Consider the following 21,022-nt stretch of genomic DNA (forward strand, 5'->3'; position numbering starts at 1 on the left):
CATGCCATCGCCCACCGCCATCGTGATCGAGGACGAGCCGCAGATCCGGCGCTTCGTGCGCGGTGCGCTCGAGGCCGAAGGCTGGCTGGTGCACGAGGCCGGCACGCTGCGCGACGGGCTCGCAGCGGCCGGCACGCGCCAGCCCGACCTGCTGGTGCTCGACCTCGGCCTGCCTGACGGCGATGGCGTCTCCCTGATCCGCGATGTGCGGGGCTGGTCGGCCGTGCCGATCATCGTGCTGTCCGCGCGCAGCGACGAGGCCGACAAGATCGCCGCGCTCGATGCCGGCGCCGACGACTACCTGACCAAGCCCTTCGGCACCGGCGAGCTGCTCGCGCGCGTGCGCGCCAACCTGCGCCGGCCGCGCGCGGCGGGCGGCGACGAAACGGCAGAAGCGGTGTTCCGTTTCGGCGAGGTCGAACTGGACCGCGCCGCGCGCATCGTGCGGCGCGCTGGTGCCGAGGTGCACCTGACGCCGACCGAGTACCGATTGCTGTCAGTGCTGGTCGCCAACGCCGGCCGCGTGCTCACGCAGCGCCAGCTGCTGCGCGAGGTGTGGGGCCCGTCGCATACCGACCAGAGCCACTATCTGCGCATCTACATGGGGCATTTGCGGCAGAAGCTGGAAGCGGATCCGGCGCAGCCGCGGCATCTGCTGACCGAAACGGCCGTGGGGTATCGGTTGGTGGTTTAGCTGGCGGGCGCCGCGCTTTGTCGGGGGCACAGAGCCCTCACCCTAGCCCTCTCCCGGAGGGAGAGGGGACAAGACGGAGCGGCGAGATGGTGTCGGGCTATTGCTCCCTCTCCCTCCGGGAGAGGGCAGGGGTGAGGGCAGCGGCATTCAAGCCGCCACGCCCTTGTTCGGATTGAGCAGAAATTTCTCCCCCGTCGCCTGCTTCCCATACACCCCGATCGCATCGAGCTGCAAGGCCTCGAGCAACGAAACCTCCCGCGTGTAGTGGCTCGCAAACGTGGTCTTCAACTCCGCCACCACGCGCGCCTTCAGCCGCTGCGCGCCTTCGTCCCCGAGCTTCTGCAGGAACGGAAACAGCAGCCACCCGCCCATGCCCCACGCCATGCCGAAGTTGCGCACGAACTCCGTCGGCGAGCGGTCGAGGCCGCCGTAGATGTAGACCTGCTTGTGCGTGGTCGAGCCGTAGCGGCTGTATTCCTTGGCGGTGCGGTTCAGCGCCGCTTCCATGCAGCCGAGGATCTGGCCCGCGAGCTTGCCGCCGCCCGTGGCATCGAAGGCCAGCGTGGCGCCGGTCTCGACCAGGGCCTGCGTCAGGTCGTCGAGGAAGGTGGGCGAGCTCGTGCTGCACACGTACTTCGCGCCGATGCCGCGCAGCAGTGCTTCCTGCTCGGGCTTGCGCACGATGTTGACCAGCGCAATGCCGTCTTTCTGGCAGATCTTGTTGAGCATCTGGCCCAGGTTGGATGCGGCGGCCGTGTGCACCAGCGCCTTGTGGCCTTCGCGCCGCATCGTCTCGACCATGCCGAGCGAAGTGAGCGGGTTCACGAAGCATGATGCGCCTTCGGCCGGCGCGGTGCCCGCGGGCAGTTCCAGGCACTGGGCCGCCGCCACGGCCCGGTACTGCGAATACATCGCGCCGCCGATCGCGGCCACCGTCTTGCCCAGCAGCGCCTGCGCCGCGGGCGACGAACCGGCCTTCACCACTACGCCGGCGCCTTCGTTGCCGACCGGCATCGACTGGTCCAGCCGCCCGGCCATGGCCGGCATGGCGCGCTCGGGCACGGTGGCCGTGACGATCGGCCGCTCGGGCGTGCCGGAGACCTTGGCAGTGCCCATGTCGGCCGCGCCGAACAGCAGGCCCAGGTCCGACGGATTCATCGGCGAGGCCTCGACGCGGATCACGACCTCGTGCGCCTGGGGTTCGGGAATCGGCTCGTCGTGCAGCGAGAGTTCGAGTTCGCCGTTCGCACGGATGAGGGAGCGCAGTTGCAGTGCCATGGATGAGCCCCTTGAGCCTCGTGAAAGAGGCAGGTTCGAAGGTGGCCCAGGGCCACGGGGCGGCCAGTATAGGAGCGGCGTGCGAAAGCTGCAGACGCCTTCAAGACACCGCGGGAACCGTCGGTGCGTGGGCCAGCGCATGGCCCATCTTCTCTGCATCGAAGCGATCGATGTAGCGCGGAATGTTGCGCCACAGCGTGTGGTAGCCGTAGCCGCCGCGGAACATCTCCTGGCGCGCGCTCTCCTTGTCCCAGCCCTGCACCGCCATGCGGTAGGCCGCCGCGACCACGCCGGTGCGGTCGGCGCCGTGCATGCAGTGGATCAGCACCGGCCCCTGCTTCTCGGCCTCGCGAATGGCCACCAGCGCGCGCAGCACCTTGGCGTCGTCGATCGACCAGGTGTTGATCGGCACGCGCACCAGGCGGATGCCGCTGCCCGCGAACACCTTCCGATCGTCGTTGAAGGAGCGCAGGCTCACGATGGTGCCGATGCCCAGCGCCTTCAGCGCCGCCACGTTGGCGATGCGCGGCTGCGCGCTGCGGTACAGCGTGGGCGTGATGCGGTGCAGGTTCTCGACGCCGAGCGCGTCGAGCGGATCGGCCCAGTGCCCGGGGCGCGGCGCGGCGTGCGCCGCGGCGGCGCCGCTGCCGTTCCTGCGCTTGTATTTCCTTGCGCTCATTTCGCGCGCCGCCAGTGCCGCGTCACCAAAATCAGCAGGGCCACCGCCAGGCCGCCCCAGTAGTCGACCGGCGCGCCCCAGATCCAGTGCTTGTGCCAGAAGGCATCCACCGCATTGAAGCGCGCCCAGCCGAAGGCCGGGTTGATGAGGAACCAGAGGAAGTCCTCGCAGACCCAGAACACGATCAGGCCGGCCACGGCCAGCCCGAAATCGCGCCACGTCCAGCGTCCGTTGAAGGCCAGCGGCGCCAGGAACACCAGCACCATGAAGGTGAAGACCCAGGCGTGGTAGCCCGTCATCGCGCGCCCGCCCCAGAAGATGTCGAGCCAGATGCTGTTCTCGATGCGCCAGGTGGGCAGCGAGGTGGCCCAGCCGGCGCCGCCTTCGATCTGGATCTCGGCATTGGCGAAGAAGAAGGCCATCACCACCACCCATGCCAGGTAGCCGAGCGTGCGGGCCACGCCCGTCTTCTCCACGGCGCCCGTCATGCGGCTTCGCCCAGCACGTGGCGCAGCACCGCGGCCGCCGCGCGCGGCTTGCCGAGCGCGCGGCTGCATTCGGCCATGTCCGCGAGCTTGGCGGGGTCGGCCATCAGGCGTGCCACCTTGTAGTCGAGGCCGATGGCGTCGTAGGCCAGCCAGCCCGCGCCTTCTTCCATCAGGAAGCCGGCGTTGTGCTCTTCCTGGCCCGGAATCGGCGAGATCAGCAGCATCGGCTTGCCGAGCGCCAGGCATTCCGACACCGTGAGCCCGCCGGGCTTGGTCACGACCAGGTCGGCCGCCGCCATGAGCCTGTGCATCTCGTGGGTGAAGCCGATGGCGACCACGCGCCCCGGATGGCGCGCGGCCAGGGCCTGCAGCCTGCCGTGCGCCTCGGTGTTGCGGCCGGCCACGGCAATCACCTGCAAGCCGCTGTCGCCGCCGAGCGAAAGCACGCGCTCGACCATGCTCGCCAGGTCGCCGACGCCGGCGCCGCCCGAAGCCATCAGCAGCACCGGCCGTGCGGGATCGAGGCCGAGCGCCGCGGCGCAGGCATTGCGCGCGAGCGCCGGCGCGTCGGGCTCGGAGAAGGCCGGCATCACCGGGATGCCGGTCACGTGGATGCGCTCCGCGGGAATGCCGCGCGCTTGCAGCCTGAAGGCCACTTCCTCCGTGGCGGCCAGGTAGCCTGCCATGCCCGGCACCAGCCACATGTTGTGCAGGTCGTAGTCGGTGATCTGCAGCCACACCGGGTAGTCGATGCGGCCGCGGTTGCGCTCGCGCATCAGCAGCTCGGCCGGCAGGAAGTGGGTGCAGATCACGGCGTCGGGCTTCTCGCGGCGGATCTCGCGCAGCAGGGCGCCGGTGCTCAGCCGCTCGATGCCGCGGCGCAGCCGCTGCGAAGGCGCGTGGTGCGGCGTGGCGTCGGTGCGCTGGTGCAGGTAGGACCACAGCTCGGGCGCGCGGTTCACGAGCTGGATGTACCAGTCGGTGTACACCTTGCGGAAGCCGCCGGCCACATGGGCCATGGCATCGATATGGACCGCCGTGTGCGGCGGGGCCGACTGCACGGCGGCTTCGAGGGCTTGCGCTGCGCGCACGTGGCCGTTGCCGGCGCTCACACTGAGGATCAGGATTTTGGTCATGCGGGTCCGGGCCGTCGGCGGGCCATTGGCGCGCATTATCCCCATGCATTGCGACACATCCCGCGGGCGGCCGCCCATCGGCGAAAATGCGGCTGCGCACCGCTTCACCGGGCGTGACCCGCCCCCAACCGACCGCGCCCCGCATGACCGACGCCCCCGCCCCGATCCGCCTCAACAAACGCATGGCCGAGCTCGGCCTCTGCTCGCGCCGCGAGGCCGATGAGTGGATCGCCAACGGCTGGGTGCGCGTCAACGGCAAGCCGGCCGAAATGGGCGTGAAGGTCACGCCGTCCGACCGCATCGAGGTCGACAAGGCCGCCAAGGGCCAGCAGGCGAACCAGGTCACCATCCTCATCAACAAGCCCATCGGCTATGTGAGCGGCCAGGCCGAGGACGGCCATGAGCCCGCGGTGACCCTCTTCACGCCGCAGAACCGCTGGGCCGAGGACAACGCGCGCTTCTTCTTCAGCCCGCAGCAGCTGCGCGGCCTCGCGCCGTGCGGGCGGCTCGACATCGATTCCATCGGCCTGCTGGTGATGACGCAGGACGGGCGCATCGCGCGCCAGCTGATCGGCGAAGACTCGGTGATGGAGAAGGAGTACCTGGTGCGCGTGGCCTACCACGGCCTGGGCCAGCCCGCGCCCACCGGGCAGCTGGTGCGCATGGACGACGACGATCCCGTCACGACCAATGTGCAGGCGGTCTTCCCGCCCGCAATGCTCGCCAGGCTGCGCCACGGCCTGAGCCTCGACGGCCAGCCGCTCAAGCCGGCACGGGTCGAATGGCAGAACCCCGAGCAATTGCGCTTCGTGCTCACCGAGGGCAAGAAGCGCCAGATCCGCCGCATGTGCGAACTGGTCGGCCTGAAGGTGGTGGGCCTGAAGCGCGTGCGCATCGGCCGCGTGATGCTCGGCAACCTGCCCGTCGGTCAGTGGCGCTACCTCGCTCCGCACGAGAAGTTCTGAGCCGTTGCCGATGGCCGTGGTGCTGAGCCAGCGCGCGCTGAACCGGGCCACGCTGGCGCGGCAGATGCTGCTGGAGCGGCGCAAGGCGACGCCCGCGCAGGCCATCGAAAAGCTCGCGGGGCTGCAGGCGCAGGCGCCGAACCCGCCCTACATCGGCCTGTGGAGCCGGCTCGAAGGCTTTCGCCGCGAGCAGTTGACCGAAGCCCTCAAGCAGCGACGCGTCGTGCGCATGTCGACGATGCGCGCGACCCTGCACCTGATGGCCGCAAAGGACGCACTGGCCTGGCGGCCGCTGCTCGAGTCCGTGCACCAGCGCGGATTGAAGGGCAGCAGCCACGCGCGGGCGCTCGAAGGCATCGACCGTGCGGTGGTGGTGCAGGCGGGCCTCGCGCTGCTGCGCGAAGGCCCGCTCACCAGCTCCGAACTCGGCCAGGCTCTTGCGGCGCGCTGGAAAGACCGCGAGCCCGCTTCGCTCGCCGCACTCATCCGCAACAGCGTGCCGCTGGTGCACCTGCCGCCCGCGGGCAGCTGGGACTCGCACCAGAGCGCACGGCTGCAGCCCATCGCGCAGTGGCTCGGCGAATCCGCCGCCGATGCCGCACCGGCCACGCAGGACGAGCTGCTGCTGCGCTACCTCGCGGCCTTCGGCCCCGCCACGCTCGCCGATGCCGGCGCATGGTCGGGCCTCGCGGGCTGGAAGGCCGTGGCCGAGCGCCTGCAGCCGCAGCTGCGCAGCTTCATCGGCGAGCAGGGCCAGGAATTGTTCGACCTGCCGCGCGCGCCGCGCCCCGGGCCTGACACGCCCGCGCCGCCGCGCCTCGTCGCCGAATGGGACAACCTGCTGCTCTCGCATGCCGACCGCAGCCGCGTGATGAGCGAGGCGCACCGCGCCCGCGTGTTCACTGCCAACGGCATCGTGCGTGGCACGGTGCTGCTCGACGGCTTCGTCGCGGGCGTCTGGAAGATCGAGCGCGCGAAGAACAACACGGCCGCGGTGGTGCTGGAGCCCTTCACCCGCTGGCCGAAGGCCGAGCGGCTCGGCGTGCAGGAAGAGGCCATGCGCCTGCTGGCCTTTGCAGCGGATGGCGAGGGCGAGCGGCACGAGGTTCGCGTGCTAAGCCCCGCCTAAGACTTCGCCTCTACGCTGCGCCGCGGCGCAGGGCACTACCGGTCATCCCGATCGCGTGCTACCTTGGCGCCCAAGGAGTCGCCGCAATGCGTGTGCTGCTGGTGGAAGACGACGAGATGATCGGGCGCAGCCTGAAGCAGGCGCTCGAGGGCGCGGGCTGGTCGGCCGACTGGGTGCGCGACGGCGAACTGGCGCAGAGCGCGCTCGGCGACGGCGGCTACACCTGCGTGCTGCTCGACCTGGGCCTGCCGCGGCAGGACGGCACCGAGGTGCTGCGCCGCGCGCGCGAACGCGGCGATGCCACGCCGGTGCTGGTGCTCACCGCGCGCGACGGCCTGGACGACCGCATCCACAGCCTCGACCTGGGCGCCGACGACTACCTGCGGAAGCCCTTCGAATTCCGCGAACTGCTCGCGCGCATGCGGGCCGTGGTGCGCCGGCGCGACGGCGCCGCGCATTCGCTGATCGGCGGCAGCACGATGCAGCTGGACCTCACCACGCGCGAGGTGCTGGTCGATGGGGCGCGCGAGGCGCTCACCGCGCGCGAGTTCGCGCTGCTGCACGCCTTGCTCGAGCGGCCCGGCGCCATCCTCTCGCGCGAGCAGCTCGAGAACCGCATCTACGGCTGGGGCGAGGAAGTGACCAGCAACGCCATCGACGTGCTGATCCACGGCATGCGCCGCAAGCTCGGTGCCGATTCGATCCGCAACGTGCGCGGGCTCGGCTGGCGCGTTGCGGCATGAGCCCCCGCCCGGCCGCTCCGAAGGGGGCTCGCACCGCAGTGCGAAGCACGGAGGTTTGCCAATGACCTCTGTGCGCGGCGGCCGCTGGTGGCGCCCGCGCTCGCTGCGCACCCAACTGCTGTTCTGGCTCGTCACGCTGCACCTGGTGGCGGCGGCGCTGACGGCGTGGTTCACCTTCGTGGCCTATGGCGACCTGGTGCACAACGCGCTCGACGAGCAGATGCGGCTGGTCGCCGATTCCTATGCAGGCAGCGATCCGCCGCGCACGCCGCGTCCGCTCGACGGCAACGCCGCCCTGGTGCGCGGCGCCTTCGTGGTGCAGCTCTGGAGCGCCGATGGCCGCACGCTGCGCGCAAGCTCCTGGCCGCCGCTGGCCGTGGTGCCGCTGCAGCCGCGGCCGGGTTTCAGCGATGCGCGCGCCGATGCGCCCACGCCGTCGCGCTGGCGCGTGTTCACGGCCGAGGCCGGGCCGCGCGCCGACCAGCCGCGCGTGCAGGTGCTGCAGAACGAGGACTACCGCCGGCGCCGGGCGCTGCGCCGCGCGCTGCTCGAAGGCCTGCCCATCGCGCTGCTGCTGCCGCTGGCCTTGCTGATCCTCTGGCTCATCGTGTCGGCGGCTTCGCGCTCGCTGCGCGCGGTGGCGCGCGACGTGGCCTCGCAGGACGAGCGCAGCCCCACCGAGCTGTCGCTGGCGCGCGTGCCGGACGAGATCGCGCCGCTGGTCCAGGCCTTCAACCACCTGCTGTCGCGCATGCGCAGCGCCTTCGCCACGCAGCGCCGCTTCGTGCAGGACGCGGCCCACGAGCTGCGCACGCCGATGGCCGCGATCGGCCTGCAGATCGAGAACCTGCGCGCGCACGTGCCCGCGGGCGAAGCCACCGAGCGCTTCAACCAGCTCGAGGCCGGCGTCACGCGCGCGCAGCACCTGATCGAGCAGCTGCTGAGCCTCTCGCGGCAGGACGCGCCGGGACGCCCGCTCGCGCCCTCGCGCGAAGCGGTCGACATCGAGACCCTGCTGCGCGAGAGCGTGAGCCAGCTGATGGTGCTGGCCGACGCGCGGCGCGTGGACATCGGTTTCGAGGGATCGATCGCGCCCGTGGTGCAGGCGCCGGCCGCCGAGCTGCGCAGCGTGTTCGACAACCTGATCGACAACGCGCTGCGCTATGCGCCCGAAGGCGGAGTGGTCGACGTGCGGCTGCACGAGGTCGACGGCCATGCGGTGGTCGACGTGCTCGACAACGGGCCGGGCATTCCGGCCTCGTCGATCGGCCGCGTGTTCGACCGCTTCTTTCGCGTGCCGGGCGCTCCGGCCGGCGGCAGCGGGCTCGGGCTGGCGATTGCGCGCACGGCCGCCGAGCGGCATGGCCTGCGCATCGAGCTGCGCAACCGCGATGAGGCAGAAGGTGGCGGCGGGCCGGGGCTGCTGGCCCGGGTGCACCTGCCGCCGGCGGCGACTGCGGCAACGGCGCCGCTCACGCCCGGCTAATTTCCTGCTCACGGCGCGCTCAGCCGGGCTGCCTAGAGTGCATCCAGGCCCTGCCACGCGCAGTTCGCGCGATGGCACGCGGCCGGAGACAAACCCTCAGGAGCACACACCATGCGCACTTCCTTCAAGCTTCTTGCCCTTGGCTCCTTCGCCGCGTTCGCGGCGCTCGGTGCCGTGAATGCGTCGGCCGAGACCACCGACGGCTCCGACTACCACCCGCTGCAGATGAATTCGCCCGAGAACCCCGACGTGCAGGCCGGCGCGATGGCCGCCGCGCGTCCCGACGGCACCGAGTCCATCGGCCAGTCGACCAGCGCGCCGGCCATGAACTCGACGACGCCGGTGTCCGACGTGCAGGCCGGCGCCTATGCGGCCTCGCATGCGACGGGCACCGAGTCGATCGGGCAGTCGACCGCGCTGCCGCTCGTGCAGTCGGCCAGCGGCAGTTGATCAGTCGTCGCTGTTGCCGAGCAGCGCGCGGTAGATCAGCGCGCCGATGATCGCGCCCGCGATGGGCGCCACCCAGAACAGCCACAGCTCCGACACCGCGTACGACGGGCCGAACAGCGCCGGGCCCGTGCTGCGCGCGGGATTCACCGAGGTGTTGGTGACCGGAATGGAGATCAGGTGGATCAGCGTGAGGCACAGGCCGATGGCCAGGCCCGCGAAGCCGCCGGCCGCGCGCTTGGCGGTGGCGCCGAGGATCACGATCAGGAACACCGCGGTCATCACCACCTCGCACACCAGCGCGGCCGTCATGCCGTACTTGCCGGGCGAGTGTTCGCCGAAGCCATTGGTGGCGAAGCCGCCGATGTCGGCGCCGGGCTTGCCGGTGGCAATCAGGTAGAGCACGCCGGCCGCGGCAATCGCACCCAGCACCTGCGAGACGATGTAGCCCGCGAGCTGCGAGGCCTTGAAGCGCCCCGCGGCCGCGAGGCCGATCGACACCGCCGGATTGAAGTGGCCGCCCGAGATGGGACCGAGCGCATAGGCGCCGGTCACCACCGTCAGGCCGAACGCCAGCGCGACGCCCAGGAAGCCGATGCCCAGGTTGTTCGGAAAGGCCGCCGCCAGGACCGCGCTTCCGCAGCCGCCCAGCGTGAGCCAGAAAGTACCAATGAACTCGGCCGACCACTTTTTGTAGGTGCTATGTTCCATCTGCTCCATCCCTCCAGAAGTTGAAAAAAATTGCGTGGCCGGGGGCCGCGCGCGGGCGGATTCTAGGAACGTAAACAGCATGCGTCACGCATGTTGTTGCAGCTGGCGGAACCTGTTCACAGTTCAGCGGTCTTTTGTTTCTGACACGCGTTGCGCAAACCGCTAAAGGGCTTGGTCAGGGCACGACGACGATCTTGCCGAAGGCGCCGCGCGCGAGATGGTCGAGCGCATCGGGCAAGTCATCGAAGGCGTATCGCGCCGCGATCACGGGCTCGAGCGCATTGGCGTCGACGGCGCGCACCAGGTCTTCGAGCGCGCGCCGATGGCCCACGCCAATGCCCTGCACCGTGACGCGGCCGAGCACCACCGCGTAGTACGAAGCGCTGAGCGTTTCGCCGCCGAGCATGCCGATGATCGACACGCGCCCGCCCTGCGCCACCGCCTGCAGCGAGCGGTCGAGGTTCGGCCCGCTCGCGAGTTCGAGCACATGGTCGGCGCCGCGGCCCTGCGTGAGCCGGCGCACTTCGGCCGGCCAGTCGCTGTCTCGCATCAGCACTTCGCTGGCGCCCAGCGCCAGCGTCTGCGCACGCTTCTCTTCGCTGCCCGTGACCACGATGGCTCGCGCGCCATGGAGCCGCGCCAGCTGCACGCCGAACAGCGCCACGCCGCCGGTGCCATGGACCAGCACGGTCTGGCCGGGCCGCAGCGCGCCGCTCTCGGCCAGCGCGAACCAGGCCGTGAGGCCGGCGCACGGCAGCGTGCTGGCTTGCGCGAAATCGAGCGTGGCCGGCGCGGCCACCGCCCAGGCCGCGTCGATCAGCACGTGCGAGGCGAGCATGCCCGGGCCGGGGCCGCCCATCGACACGGCCTCGGCCGGCCAGTGGCTGTCGATCCAGCCGCCCCAGAAAGTGTTGACCACGCGGTCGCCCACGGCCAGGCGTTGCACGCCCGGGCCCACGGCCACCACCGTGCCGGCCATGTCCGAGCCGGGCGTGAAGGGCAGGTCGAACTTCATGCCCATGCCGTCGCGGATCATCAGCAGGTCGCGGTAGTTGAGCGACACCGCGCCCACCTGCACGAGGACCTCGCCCGGGCCGGGCGTGGGCAGCGGCAGCGCCACCTGTTCGAGCTGCTCGCGGCCGAAGGAAGAAAGTTGCCAGCGCCTGAGCGTTCTGCTTGCCTGCATGAAAAAGCCTCCACAAAAAAAGAAGCCTTCATGCTATTGGCGAGTTGATATATCCAGTGGTGGATAATTTTCAACTCCATGGCGCCTGAAAGTATCCAATGAGTCCACGCCTGCAGGGCATCGAAGAGTTCGTGGCCGCGGTGGAGGCCGGCAGCTTTGCGCGTGCGGCAGAGCGGCTGCACGTCACCCGCTCCGCGGTGGCCAAGAGCATTGCGCGGCTTGAGGCGCGGCTGGGCACGCGGCTTTTCCTGCGCACCACGCGCAGCCAGAGCCTCACCGAGGAAGGCCATGGCTACTACGAGCGCTGCCGGCGCGTGCTGGCCGAACTCGATGCCGCCGAGGCCATGGCCGACGCCGCGCGCAGCACCGCCGCCGGGCTGGTGCGCCTGAGCATGCCGGCCATGCTGGGGCGGCTGAAGGTCGGGCCGCTGCTGCTCGCGCTGGCGCGCCGGCATCCGGGGCTGTCGCTGGAGCTTTCCTTCAACGACCGGCGCGTGGACCTGGTCGAAGACGGGCTGGACCTGGCCATCCGCAGCGGCGAGCTGGCCGACAGCGCCGAGTTGGTCGCGCGGCCGGTCGGCGTGCAGTGGATGGTGCTGTGCGCCGCGCCGGCCTACCTGGCCGAACGCGGGCACCCGGGCAGCGTGGCCGAACTGGGCGCATCGCCGTCGCACGAGGCGGTGTTCTACGCCCGCGACGGGCAGATCTCGCCCTGGCGCTTCCACGACGCCGAAGGCCGGCTGGCCGAAGTGGTGCTGCCCTCGCGGCTGCGCTGCGACAGCGCCGAGGTGCTGCTCGAAGCCGCCATCGGCGGCATGGGGCTCGCGCGCCTGCCGGCCTGGCTGGCGGCCGATGCGCTGGCGGCCGGCACGCTGGTGCGCGTGTTCGAGGAGCCGCGACCTTTCGGCTTCGAGCTCAACGTGATCCGCTCGCGCAGCCGCTACCTGCCCCACAAGACCCGGGTGGTGGTCGACTGGCTGGCCGAGCACCTGCCGCCGCTGCTGGCGGCCCGCTGAGCGGCTTTGCCCGCTATCCTTTCGTCGCCTTTCATCCTTCAGCCAGCCAGTCACTCATTCACCGGAGAACGCATGCGCCCCTTTGTCCAGAGGAATGCCGCGGCCCTTGCCGCATGCGCGGGCGCCATGGCCCTGCTTTTTTCTGCCGGCGCCGCCGCGCAGGGCACGGTGAACGCGCTGTGCAGCACCGACGCGGGCTGGTGCGAAGCCGCGGCCGCGGCCTTCACGCGCGAGACCGGCATCCGGGTGCAGCAGGCGCACAAGGGCACCGGCGAGATCGGCGCCCAGCTGCGCGCCGAGGCGGCCAACCCCAAGACCGACATCTGGTGGGGCGGCACCGGCGACCCGTTCCTGCAGGCCGCCGAGCAGGGCCTGCTCGAAGCCTACCGGCCGGCCTACATCAACGACCTGCACGACTGGTCGGTGCGCCAGTACGCGATGTCGCAGAACATGGTGGGCGGCTTCTACACCAGCGCCATCGGCTTCGGCTTCAACACCGAGCTGCTCAAGCGCAAGAAGCTGCACGAGCCCAAATGCTGGGCCGACCTGGTCAAGCCCGAATACCGGGGCGAGATCGAGATCTCGCACCCGGCCTCGAGCGGCACGGCCTACACCATCATCGCGGGCCTGGTGCAGCAGATGGGCGAGGACGCGGCCTTCGACTATTTGAGGAAGCTGCACCGCAACGTCACCAGCTACACCCGCAGCGGCCAGGCGCAGGCGCCCAACGTCGCCAAGGGCGAGGTGGCCATCGGCGTGAGCTTCATCTTCGGCTTCGAGCGCTGGCGGTATGACAAATTTCCGGTCAAGACCGCCGCGCCCTGCGAGGGCACCAGCTACGAGGTGGGCGGCATCGCGCTGGTCAAGGGCGCGCGCAACAAGGAGAATGCGAAGCGCTACTACGACTGGCTCATGAGCCCGGCCGGCCAGGCGATCGGGGGGCAGGTCGGCAGCCTGCAGTCGCCCGCCAACAAGACCTTCAAGCCCGATGCGCGCATTCCGTCGATGAGCGACGTGAAGCTCATCAAGTACGACTTCGAGAAATACGGCAGGGCCGCCGAGCGCAAGCGGCTGATCGACCGCTGGACCCGCGAGGTGGAATCGCAGGCCAGGTAGGCCTATTGTTTTTCGGGGCGAAAGCCCCAACTCGCAGAGTTGGCGAGTCGAGCGTGCGGTCAAGGCCGCCCGGCTTAGAATTTTTTGGCTTCGATATTTCTTCTCTTCCCATGGCTGATTCTTCCAACACGAAACTCCCGTTCCAGGCTGAAGTCGCGCAACTGCTGCACCTCGTCACGCATGCGCTCTATTCGAACAAGGAAATCTTCCTGCGCGAGCTGATCTCGAACGCATCGGACGCCTGCGACAAGCTGCGCTTCGAGGCCATCGACCGTCCCGAGCTCTACGAGGACCAGCCCGAGCTGGACGTGCGCCTTTCCTTCGACAAGGCCGCGCGCACCATCACCATCACCGACAAGGGCATCGGCCTGTCGCGCCAGGAGGCCATCGAGAACCTCGGCACCATCGCCAAAAGTGGTACCAAGGACTTCGTGAGCAAGCTCAGCGGCGACCAGAAGGCCGACGCGCAGCTCATCGGCCAGTTCGGCGTGGGCTTCTATTCGGGCTTCATCGTGGCCGACAAGATCACCGTCGAGTCGCGCCGCGCGGGCCTGCCGCCCGAGCAGGGCGTGCGCTGGACGAGCGGCGGCGCCGGCGACTTCGAGGTGGCCGACATCACGCGTCCCGAGCGCGGCACCCGCATCACGCTGCACCTGCGCGACGACGCCGACGAATACCTCAACGCCTGGAAGCTCAAGCAGATCGTCGGCAAGTATTCGGACCACATCTCGCTGCCCATCCTCATGGAAAAGGAGGAGTGGAAGGAAGGCGAGAACGACCAGCCCGGCGACATGGTCAAGACCGGCGAATGGGAAACCGTCAACAAGGCCAGCGCGCTCTGGAGCCGCCCCAAGAAGGACATCACGCCCGAGCAGTACGAAGAGTTCTACAAGAGCATCAGCCACGACTACGAGGCGCCGCTCGCCTGGAGCCACAACCGCGTGGAAGGCAGCACCGAGTACACGCAGCTGCTCTACATTCCGTCGAAGGCGCCGTTCGACCTGTGGAACCGCGACAAGAGCGCGGGCGTCAAGCTCTACGTGAAGCGCGTCTTCATCATGGACGACGCCGAGGCGCTGCTGCCCAGCTACCTGCGCTTCGTGAAGGGCGTGATCGACTCGTCCGACCTGCCGCTCAACGTGAGCCGCGAGCTGCTGCAGGAAAGCCGCGACGTGAAGGCCATCCGCGAAGGCAGCACCAAGCGCGTGCTCGGCATGCTCGAAGACCTGGCCAAGAAGCAGAAGACCGGGCCGGAAAGCGCAGAGGGCAAGATCGACGTGGGCTCCGGCGAATCGGTGCCGGCCCCCGAGCCGACCGAGTCCGTGACCGACGTGGTCGACAAGAATGCGCCGACGGCCGCCGAAACAGCGGCATCCGCGGCCGACGAATCGGGCAAGTACGCCAAGTTCTATGCCGAGTTCGGCGCCGTGCTCAAGGAAGGCCTGGGCGAGGACTTCGGCAACCGCGACCGCATCGCCAAGCTGCTGCGCTTCGCCTCCACCACGAGCGACACCGTGAGCGTGAGCTTTGCCGACTACAAGGCGCGCATGAAGGAAGGCCAGGACGCGATCTACTACATCACGGCCGACACGCTCGCCGCCGCCAAGAACAGCCCGCAGCTCGAGGTCTTCAAGAAGAAGGGCATCGAGGTGCTGCTGATGACCGACCGCGTCGACGAATGGGCGCTCAACTACCTCACCGAGTTCGACGGCACGCCGCTGCAGAGCGTGGCCAAGGGCGCGGTCGACCTCGGCAAGCTGCAGGACGAGGCCGAGAAGAAGGCCGCCGAGGAAGCCGCCGAATCCTTCAAGCCGCTGCTCGAGAAGCTCAAGGAAGCGCTCAAGGACAAGGCCGGGGACGTGCGGGTGACCACGCGCCTGGTCGATTCACCGGCCTGCCTGGTGGTGCAGGACGGCGGCATGAGCACGCAGCTCGCGCGCATGCTCAAGCAGGCCGGCCAGCCGGCACCCGACCTGAAGCCCGTGCTCGAAGTGAACGCCGAGCACGCGCTCGTGAAGAAGCTCGACGGCTCCGAGCACTTCGACGATCTTGCGAACATCCTTTTCGACCAGGCGCTGCTGGCCGAAGGCGGCCTGCCGGCCGACCCCGCGGCCTACGTGAGGCGCGTCAACGCGCTGCTGGTGTGAACGCCCGGCCGCGCACCGCCCGTGCAGCGGCCGCCGTCGCGGCGGCGCTGCTGCTGGCGGCGGTGAGCGGCTGTTCGCACTATCACATTGGCATTCCGCTGGTGCCCGGACTCTCGCTCGGGCTGGGCGCCACCAAGGACGGCAATTTCTCCGTCGGGCTCAACACCGGCTGGGGTCCGCTCGGCGCGGGCGTGGCGGTCAACAACACCGGCGTGGTGGCCGGCAATGCGGGCGTGGGTGTCGGCGTCGGCATCGGTCCGATCGGCACCGGCGTGGGCGTGGGCAAGAGCGTGGTGCTGCACGATCCCAATGCCGGAAAGGCCGGCTACGCGCCTGCAGGCGGCGCCGCGCCGGTCACGACGGCGGCGGTGGGGGCCACGGTCCCGGTTTCCGGTACCTCCGGCATCACGGGTGTGGCGCCCGTGGCGGCGATTCCAACCGCTGCGCCGGTCACGGTCACCAAGGGCGGTGTGACCCAGCCGGCCGCCGCCTCTGCGCCGCGAGCGGTGCCGCCGCCTTCCTCGGTGCGTGTTTCCTACCGCCCGGTGGCCGATGCCGCCGCTCCTGCAGCCGGCAGCCCCGGCACGCCGGGCAATCCGATCGCACCCTGATCGCCGCTGCCTGCGGCGCTGTGCTGGAGACCGCTCCTTGGAACTCAAGCAATGGCGATGCTTCGTCACGCTCGCCGAGATCGGCAACATCCGCCGCGCGGCTTCGCTGCTCGCCATCTCGCAGCCCGCGCTCAGCGTGCGGGTGCAGCGGCTCGAGGAGGCCCTGGGCTTTGCGCTGTTCGACCGGCAGGCGCGCGGCGTCCGGCTGACGGAGCAGGGCGCGCGCCTGCTGCCGCATGCCCGGCGCCTGTTGTCGCGCGCCGCCGAAACCGACGAGGCCGCGCGCGCCATCGGGCGCGGCGCCTTCGACCGGCTGGAGATCGGCGTCACGCCCATCGCGGCGCTGTCTTTCTTTCCCGATGCCATGCGTGCCTTTTCGGCCACGCACCCGGGCGTGGTGCTGGCGCTGACCGAAGGCCTGTCGGACGAGCTCGAGGAAGCCGTGGCGCACCGCAGGCTCGACCTGGCGGTGGTGCATCCGCCGTCCTCGCGCGACGACCTCGTGGTGCGCGAGGTGGCCCGCGACCGCTTCATGGCCGTGGTGCCGGCCGCGCATCCGCTGGCGGGCGCCGGGTGCATCGCGGCGGCGGACCTGCGCCAGCAGACGCTGGTCGGGGTGCGGCGCGACATCGGGCCGGTGGTGTTCGACCGCATCGCCGCGTACCTTGCGCGTGCGGGCATCACCACGCAGGTCAACCAGTGCGCGAGTTCGTCGATCTCGCTCGTGGGGCTGGTGGCGGCCGGTGCGGGCATCGGGCTGGTGGTGGAATCGCTTGCCTGCATTGCGCGGCCCGACATCCGCTTCGTTGCGCTTGCCGACGACCCGCCGAGCCTCGGCTATGCGATGTGCCACCGGTCCGACCTGCCGGCGGAACTGCAGGGCGCGTTCATGCAGGCCTTCCATGCGCCCAAGGCGGGCGCGGGCGTGCGGCCCGAGTCATGAGGCGCTGGCGCCGGCCGCGGATTCGGGCAGGAAGCGCTCGCCTGGCGTGAGCGGCGCGTGCCGGTAGCTCGCCGGCGTGCGGCTGAGCTTCACGGGCGCGCCGATGCCGCGGTAGCCGCCTTCCATCTCGACCACCATCTGGCGATGCGCCGTGTGCGGATGCGCGAGCGCGGCATCCACCGGCAGCACCGGCGCGGCCGGCACGCCCGCGGCCATCAGCTGCTCGACCAGCGCACGGCCGTCGAACGCAGCCATCGCCGCCTCGAGTTGCTGCTTGAGCCCTGCGCGGTGCACCGAGCGCGCACCGGCCGTGCGGTAGAGCGGGTCGTCGGCCAGCCCGGGCAGGCCGATGCAGCGGCACAGGCTCGCGAACTGGCGGTCGTTGCCCACCGCCACGAACACCGGGTCGGTGCCCGTGGCCAGCGCGTCGTAGGGATAGATGTTGGGGTGTGCGTTGCCGGTGCGGCGGGGCTCGGTGCCATCCATGAACCAGTTGGCCGCATGTGGATGCAGCAGCGAGAGCCCGCTGTCGTACAGCGCCGCCTCCACGAACTGGCCGCGGCCGCTGCGGTTGCGCTCCTGCAGCGCGAGCAGCACGCCGATCACCGCGTTCAGCCCGGTCACCATGTCGACCACCGGCAGGCCCACGCGCAGCGGGCCGCCGTCGGCCTCGCCGTTGATGCTCATGATGCCGGTCATGGCCTGCACGGCGGCGTCGTAGCCGGGCAGCGCGCCCAGCGGGCCGTCGGCGCCGAAGCCCGAGACGCGGCACCAGACGAGGCGCGGAAAGCGCTGCGAGAGCGTCTCGTAGCCGATGCCCCAACGCTCCATGGTGCCGGTCTTGAAGTTCTCGATCAGCACGTCGGCCTCGGCCACGAGCGCGAGCAGTGCTTTGCGGCCTTCGTCGGTGGAGAAGTCCAGGTGCTGCACGCGCTTGTTGCGGTTCAGGCCGTGGTAGTACGAGGCCACGCCGTCCTTGAAGGGCGGACCCCAGGTGCGCGTGTCGTCGCCCTGCGGCGGTTCGACCTTGAGCACGTCGGCGCCGTGGTCGCCGAGGATCTGGCCGCAGTACGGGCCGCCGAGGATGCGCGAGATGTCGAGGACGCGGATGCCGGCGAGGGCGCCTTGGGGTTGTGTCATTTCGATGTTCCGTGCTTTTGTGTGTGGGGCTTTTGTTCCTGGCGCTGTTGTTCTTGGTGCTGTTGTCCGGGGCGCGTGCACAGGCCACCGGGTACTCCCCTCCGCGAATGTCCCCCGGCCTGCGGCCTCCTCCTTGATTTCGCTGCGGGGAGCACCCGATGCCCTGTGCACCGGGGCACGCTGCTGGTTTGCCGCCGATCAAGCAGTGCTCTGAAAGCACTCACGTCGATGGGGTGCCTTGCGCAGCGAAATAAAGGGGGAGGCCGCAGGCCGGAGGACATTCGCGGAGCAAGGTACCCCGTCGGCGTGAGCGCGCCCCGAACAACAAGGCGAAATCAATCCAGCTGCGCCCCTGACTTCTTGACGACGTCCTTCCACTTGGCCGACTCGCTCACGATGAACTGCCCGAGCTTCTGTGGCGAAGTGTCCGCCGAGGCTTCCAGGCCCTGCGCCGCGAACATCTGCTTCACCTTGGGCGAGTTCAGCACCTCGGCGAAGGCCTGGTTGAGCTTGCTCACGCGGTCCGCGGGCGTGCCGGCCGGCGCCACGATGCCGAAGAACACGCTCACGTCGTAGCCCTTGTAGCCCTGCTCCGAAATCGTCGGCACATCGGGCAGCGCCTGCGAACGCGCGACCGTTGCCACGCCCAGCGCGCGCAGCTTGCCTGCCTTCACGTACGGCAGCGCGGTGAGGATGTCGGTGAAGGTCATGCCGACCTGGTTGCCGAGCAGGTCGTTGAGTGCGGGGCCGGTGCCTTTGTACGGGATGTGCTGCAGGTCGGTACCGGCCACCGAGTTGAACAGCACGCCCGCCAGGTGCGACGAGGCGCCGTTGCCCGAGGACGCATAGCTGAGCTTGCCGGGGTTGGCCTTGGCATAGGCGACGAGTTCGCGCACGTCCTTCACCGGCAGCGCGGGGTTCACCACCAGGATGTTCGGCAGGTAGCCGACCTGGATCACGGGCGCGAAGCTCTTGACGGGGTCGTAGCCGATCTTGCGGTAGAGGCTCGCGTTGATGGCGAGCGGGCCCGAGGTGCCGAACAGCAGCGTGTGGCCATCGGCCTCACCGCGCGCCACGTAGTCGGCGCCGATGTTGCCGCCTGCGCCCGCACGGTTCTCCACGATCATCGGCTGGCCGAGGCGGTCCTTCATCTCGGCGGCCAGCGTGCGGGCCATGGCGTCGGTCGGGCCGCCGGGCGGGAAGGGCACGACCAGTATCAGGGGCTTGGAAGGGAAGGGCCCCTGGGCTTGCACGGCGGGTGCGGCGCCCAGCAGCGCGGCGCAGGCGGCCAGGGCCGCGAAGAAGTGAGTGAGGTGTCGCAAGGTGATGTCTCCGTTTTTTGTGTCGTGAATCAGGCGACGGCGTTGGCGGCGCGCATCGCGGTGAGGTTCCAGTCCGCGGGCATCGCGTCGGGCGCAAGCGGGTCGCGCGGCAGCACGCGGTGCAGCAGCACCAGCTGGGCCCAGCGCAGGCGCGCGGCCGAGCCACTGCGTGCCGCCTCCCAGGCCATCGCGATGCTGCTCGTACAGTGGTAGAGCGCCGAGGCGGCCTGCCGCGCCAGCACGTCGCCACTTTCGCGGGCGGCCGTCTCGGCCAGCGCGGCGGCGCGCGCCAGCGCATCGCGCAGCGCCGCCGCAAAAGCCGGTGCCAGTTCCGCATCGGCGAGCAGCTTCTCGCAGTGCGCGCGCAGCACCGGCAGCGAGCCCTCGCGCTTCACGGCGCGGATCACGTCCAGCGCCACGATGTTGCTGGTGCCTTCCCAGATCGAGCCCAGGTGCGCATCGCGCACGAGCCGCGGATCGCTCCATTCCTCGATGTAGCCGCAGCCGCCGCGCACTTCCATCGCATCGCCCGTCACCTTGCGCGCATCGCGGCAGGCGCGGAACTTGATGAGCGGCGTGAGGATGCGCAGCAGCGCGTAGGCATCGGGCTCGCCGGCATCGGAGCGCGCGAGCGCCAGCGCGGTCTGGCACACCATGGTGCGCGCCTGTTCGGCCGGCAGGCGCAGCTTGTCGAGCTGGCGCTGCATCAGCGGCATCTGGTCGAGCGTGCGGCCGAAGGCGCGGCGCTCGGCGGCGATGTATTCGGCCTCGGCCACCGCACGGCGCATGAGGCCGGCGGCGCGCACGCCGTTCGACAGGCGCGAGTTGTTGACCATGTCGGCCATCTGCACGAAGCCGCGGCCTTCCTCGCCCACCAGGTACGCAATCGCGCCTTCTAGCCGGATCTCGCCGCTGGCCATCGAGCGCGTGCCCAGCTTGTCCTTCAGCCGGATGATGCGGTAGTGGTTGAGGCTGCCGTCTTCGAGCCGGCGCGGCAGCAGGAACAGCGACACGCCTTTCATGCCGGGCAGGCCGTTCTCGGCGCGCGCGAGCACCATCGCGAAGTCGGCATCGGGGTTGGAGCAGAACCACTTGTCGCCGGTGATGCGCCAGCTGCCATCAGTCTCTTGCCGCGCCATCGTCGCAGTGGCCGCGATGTCGGAGCCCGCGGCCTGCTCGGTCATGAACATCGCGCCCTGCGCAAGCTCGTCGAAGTCCAGCGACGTGAGCCGCGGCAGGAAGCGCGCGACCAACTCGGGGCGGCCGAACTTCTTGAGCGTGCGCGTGAGCGAGTCGGTCATCGACACCGGGCAGCACAGGCCGAACTCGGCCTGCACGAAGAGATAGGTCAGCACGTACTTGACGAGCGGCGGCATCCGGCCCTTCCAGCCCAGCGTCTCCTCGCGGTGCGACATCGCGGCCAGGCCGAGTTCGCTGAGCGCGAGGCGCTCCATCTCCACGTAGGCCGGATGCTTGATGACCTTCTGCTCGTCCAGGCCGGTGCGGGTGCGCTGCTTCAGCGTGGGCGGGTTGCGGTCGGCGGTGCCGGCCAGGTCGTCGAGCAGGCCGCCCGCGAGGCCGCCCAGCCGCTCGAAATGCGGCTGCATGTGGGCCAGCAGATCGGCGGGCAGGTAGAGCGCGAGCAGCCTGTGCAGCTCGGTGTCGGCCGTGAACAGGTTCTGGCCGTGGCGGTCGGGGATCGGGTGGGCGTGCGCGGCGGTGGCGTCGTTCTGGGCCATGCGTTTGTCTCCTGGTTCGCCGCATTGTTGGGGCCCCGACGATCCG

General features: G+C 70.0%; 20 protein-coding genes. 11 read left to right on the forward strand and 9 right to left on the reverse strand.

Features of this window, described 5'->3' with window-relative positions; genetic code table 11:
- The first annotated feature begins 1 nt into the window (after position 1).
- Positions 2-694: a two-component system response regulator KdpE gene (gene kdpE / locus IB278_RS22435; protein ID WP_145739456.1), complete on the forward strand. Its 693-nt coding sequence runs from the start codon at positions 2-4 to the stop codon at positions 692-694.
- Positions 695-841: 147 nt separating this feature from the next.
- Here the strand turns inward: kdpE and IB278_RS22440 are convergent, their stop codons facing one another.
- The 4 genes from IB278_RS22440 to IB278_RS22455 all read right to left on the reverse strand — a co-directional run bounded on the left by IB278_RS22440 (position 842) and on the right by IB278_RS22455 (position 4,275).
- Complete coding sequence (locus IB278_RS22440) at positions 842-1,972, reverse strand: zinc-binding dehydrogenase (RefSeq protein ID WP_145739458.1); 1,131 nt, start codon at positions 1,970-1,972, stop codon at positions 842-844.
- 100 nt (positions 1,973-2,072) lie between these two features.
- A complete protein-coding gene (locus tag IB278_RS22445) occupies positions 2,073-2,651 on the reverse strand; it encodes a dual specificity protein phosphatase family protein (protein WP_145739460.1) in 579 nt (192 codons plus the stop codon).
- Positions 2,648-3,139, reverse strand: coding sequence for a hypothetical protein (locus IB278_RS22450; RefSeq protein ID WP_145739461.1), 492 nt, complete (start codon positions 3,137-3,139; stop codon positions 2,648-2,650). Before IB278_RS22450 ends, IB278_RS22445 begins: the two co-directional genes overlap by 4 nt.
- Entirely contained in the window at positions 3,136-4,275 is a 1,140-nt protein-coding gene (locus tag IB278_RS22455; RefSeq protein ID WP_186454100.1) for an MGDG synthase family glycosyltransferase, read from the reverse strand. The genes IB278_RS22450 and IB278_RS22455 overlap by 4 nt, the downstream gene beginning before the upstream one ends.
- Before the next feature lie 143 nt (positions 4,276-4,418).
- Between IB278_RS22455 and IB278_RS22460 the strand changes: the two genes are divergently transcribed.
- The 5 genes from IB278_RS22460 (at position 4,419) to IB278_RS22480 (ending at position 9,048) form a co-directional block, all read left to right on the forward strand.
- Complete coding sequence (locus IB278_RS22460; RefSeq protein ID WP_145739465.1) at positions 4,419-5,240, forward strand: pseudouridine synthase; 822 nt, start codon at positions 4,419-4,421, stop codon at positions 5,238-5,240.
- A 10-nt stretch (positions 5,241-5,250) separates the two neighbouring features.
- Complete coding sequence (locus IB278_RS22465; protein WP_145739466.1) at positions 5,251-6,369, forward strand: winged helix DNA-binding domain-containing protein; 1,119 nt, start codon at positions 5,251-5,253, stop codon at positions 6,367-6,369.
- An 86-nt stretch (positions 6,370-6,455) separates the two neighbouring features.
- Positions 6,456-7,112: a response regulator transcription factor gene (locus IB278_RS22470; protein WP_145739467.1), complete on the forward strand. Its 657-nt coding sequence runs from the start codon at positions 6,456-6,458 to the stop codon at positions 7,110-7,112.
- A 61-nt stretch (positions 7,113-7,173) separates the two neighbouring features.
- Positions 7,174-8,598, forward strand: a complete 1,425-nt coding sequence (locus IB278_RS22475; protein ID WP_145739469.1) for a sensor histidine kinase — start codon at positions 7,174-7,176, stop codon at positions 8,596-8,598.
- A gap of 111 nt (positions 8,599-8,709) precedes the next feature.
- Positions 8,710-9,048, forward strand: coding sequence for a hypothetical protein (locus IB278_RS22480; protein WP_145739470.1), 339 nt, complete (start codon positions 8,710-8,712; stop codon positions 9,046-9,048).
- On the opposite strand, the gene aqpZ is transcribed toward IB278_RS22480, so the two are convergent.
- The gene (gene aqpZ / locus IB278_RS22485) at positions 9,049-9,756 is read right to left on the reverse strand and encodes an aquaporin Z (RefSeq protein WP_145739472.1); all 708 of its coding nucleotides are present in this window, start codon (positions 9,754-9,756) and stop codon (positions 9,049-9,051) included.
- Positions 9,757-9,931: 175 nt separating this feature from the next.
- Positions 9,932-10,942, reverse strand: a complete 1,011-nt coding sequence (locus IB278_RS22490) for a zinc-dependent alcohol dehydrogenase family protein (RefSeq protein WP_192325484.1) — start codon at positions 10,940-10,942, stop codon at positions 9,932-9,934.
- A gap of 98 nt (positions 10,943-11,040) precedes the next feature.
- Here IB278_RS22490 and IB278_RS22495 point away from each other — a divergent pair, with 98 nt between their 5' ends.
- The 5 genes from IB278_RS22495 (at position 11,041) to IB278_RS22515 (ending at position 16,775) form a co-directional block, all read left to right on the forward strand.
- A complete protein-coding gene (locus tag IB278_RS22495) occupies positions 11,041-11,958 on the forward strand; it encodes a LysR family transcriptional regulator (RefSeq protein WP_192325486.1) in 918 nt (305 codons plus the stop codon).
- A gap of 72 nt (positions 11,959-12,030) precedes the next feature.
- Positions 12,031-13,074, forward strand: coding sequence for an ABC transporter substrate-binding protein (locus IB278_RS22500; RefSeq protein ID WP_145739478.1), 1,044 nt, complete (start codon positions 12,031-12,033; stop codon positions 13,072-13,074).
- A 110-nt stretch (positions 13,075-13,184) separates the two neighbouring features.
- A complete protein-coding gene (gene htpG, locus IB278_RS22505) occupies positions 13,185-15,221 on the forward strand; it encodes a molecular chaperone HtpG (RefSeq protein ID WP_145739480.1) in 2,037 nt (678 codons plus the stop codon).
- Positions 15,218-15,832: a hypothetical protein gene (locus IB278_RS34105; RefSeq protein ID WP_145739482.1), complete on the forward strand. Its 615-nt coding sequence runs from the start codon at positions 15,218-15,220 to the stop codon at positions 15,830-15,832. The genes htpG and IB278_RS34105 overlap by 4 nt, the downstream gene beginning before the upstream one ends.
- Before the next feature lie 37 nt (positions 15,833-15,869).
- On the forward strand, positions 15,870-16,775 hold the full coding sequence (locus IB278_RS22515; protein ID WP_192325488.1) for a LysR family transcriptional regulator: 906 nt from the start codon (positions 15,870-15,872) through the stop codon (positions 16,773-16,775).
- On the opposite strand, the gene IB278_RS22520 is transcribed toward IB278_RS22515, so the two are convergent.
- The 3 genes from IB278_RS22520 to IB278_RS22530 all read right to left on the reverse strand — a co-directional run bounded on the left by IB278_RS22520 (position 16,770) and on the right by IB278_RS22530 (position 20,976).
- Entirely contained in the window at positions 16,770-17,915 is a 1,146-nt protein-coding gene (locus tag IB278_RS22520; protein ID WP_145739486.1) for a CaiB/BaiF CoA transferase family protein, read from the reverse strand. The genes IB278_RS22515 and IB278_RS22520 overlap by 6 nt on opposite strands.
- A gap of 335 nt (positions 17,916-18,250) precedes the next feature.
- Positions 18,251-19,237 (reverse strand): Bug family tripartite tricarboxylate transporter substrate binding protein, encoded by a 987-nt coding sequence (locus IB278_RS22525; RefSeq protein ID WP_192325489.1) that lies wholly within the window; start codon positions 19,235-19,237, stop codon positions 18,251-18,253.
- 29 nt (positions 19,238-19,266) lie between these two features.
- Positions 19,267-20,976 (reverse strand): acyl-CoA dehydrogenase family protein, encoded by a 1,710-nt coding sequence (locus tag IB278_RS22530; RefSeq protein WP_192325491.1) that lies wholly within the window; start codon positions 20,974-20,976, stop codon positions 19,267-19,269.
- Positions 20,977-21,022: the final 46 nt, after the last annotated feature.

Source organism: Variovorax sp. VRV01 (genome assembly GCF_014852545.1).
GTDB classification, from domain to species: domain Bacteria; phylum Pseudomonadota; class Gammaproteobacteria; order Burkholderiales; family Burkholderiaceae_C; genus Variovorax; species Variovorax beijingensis_A.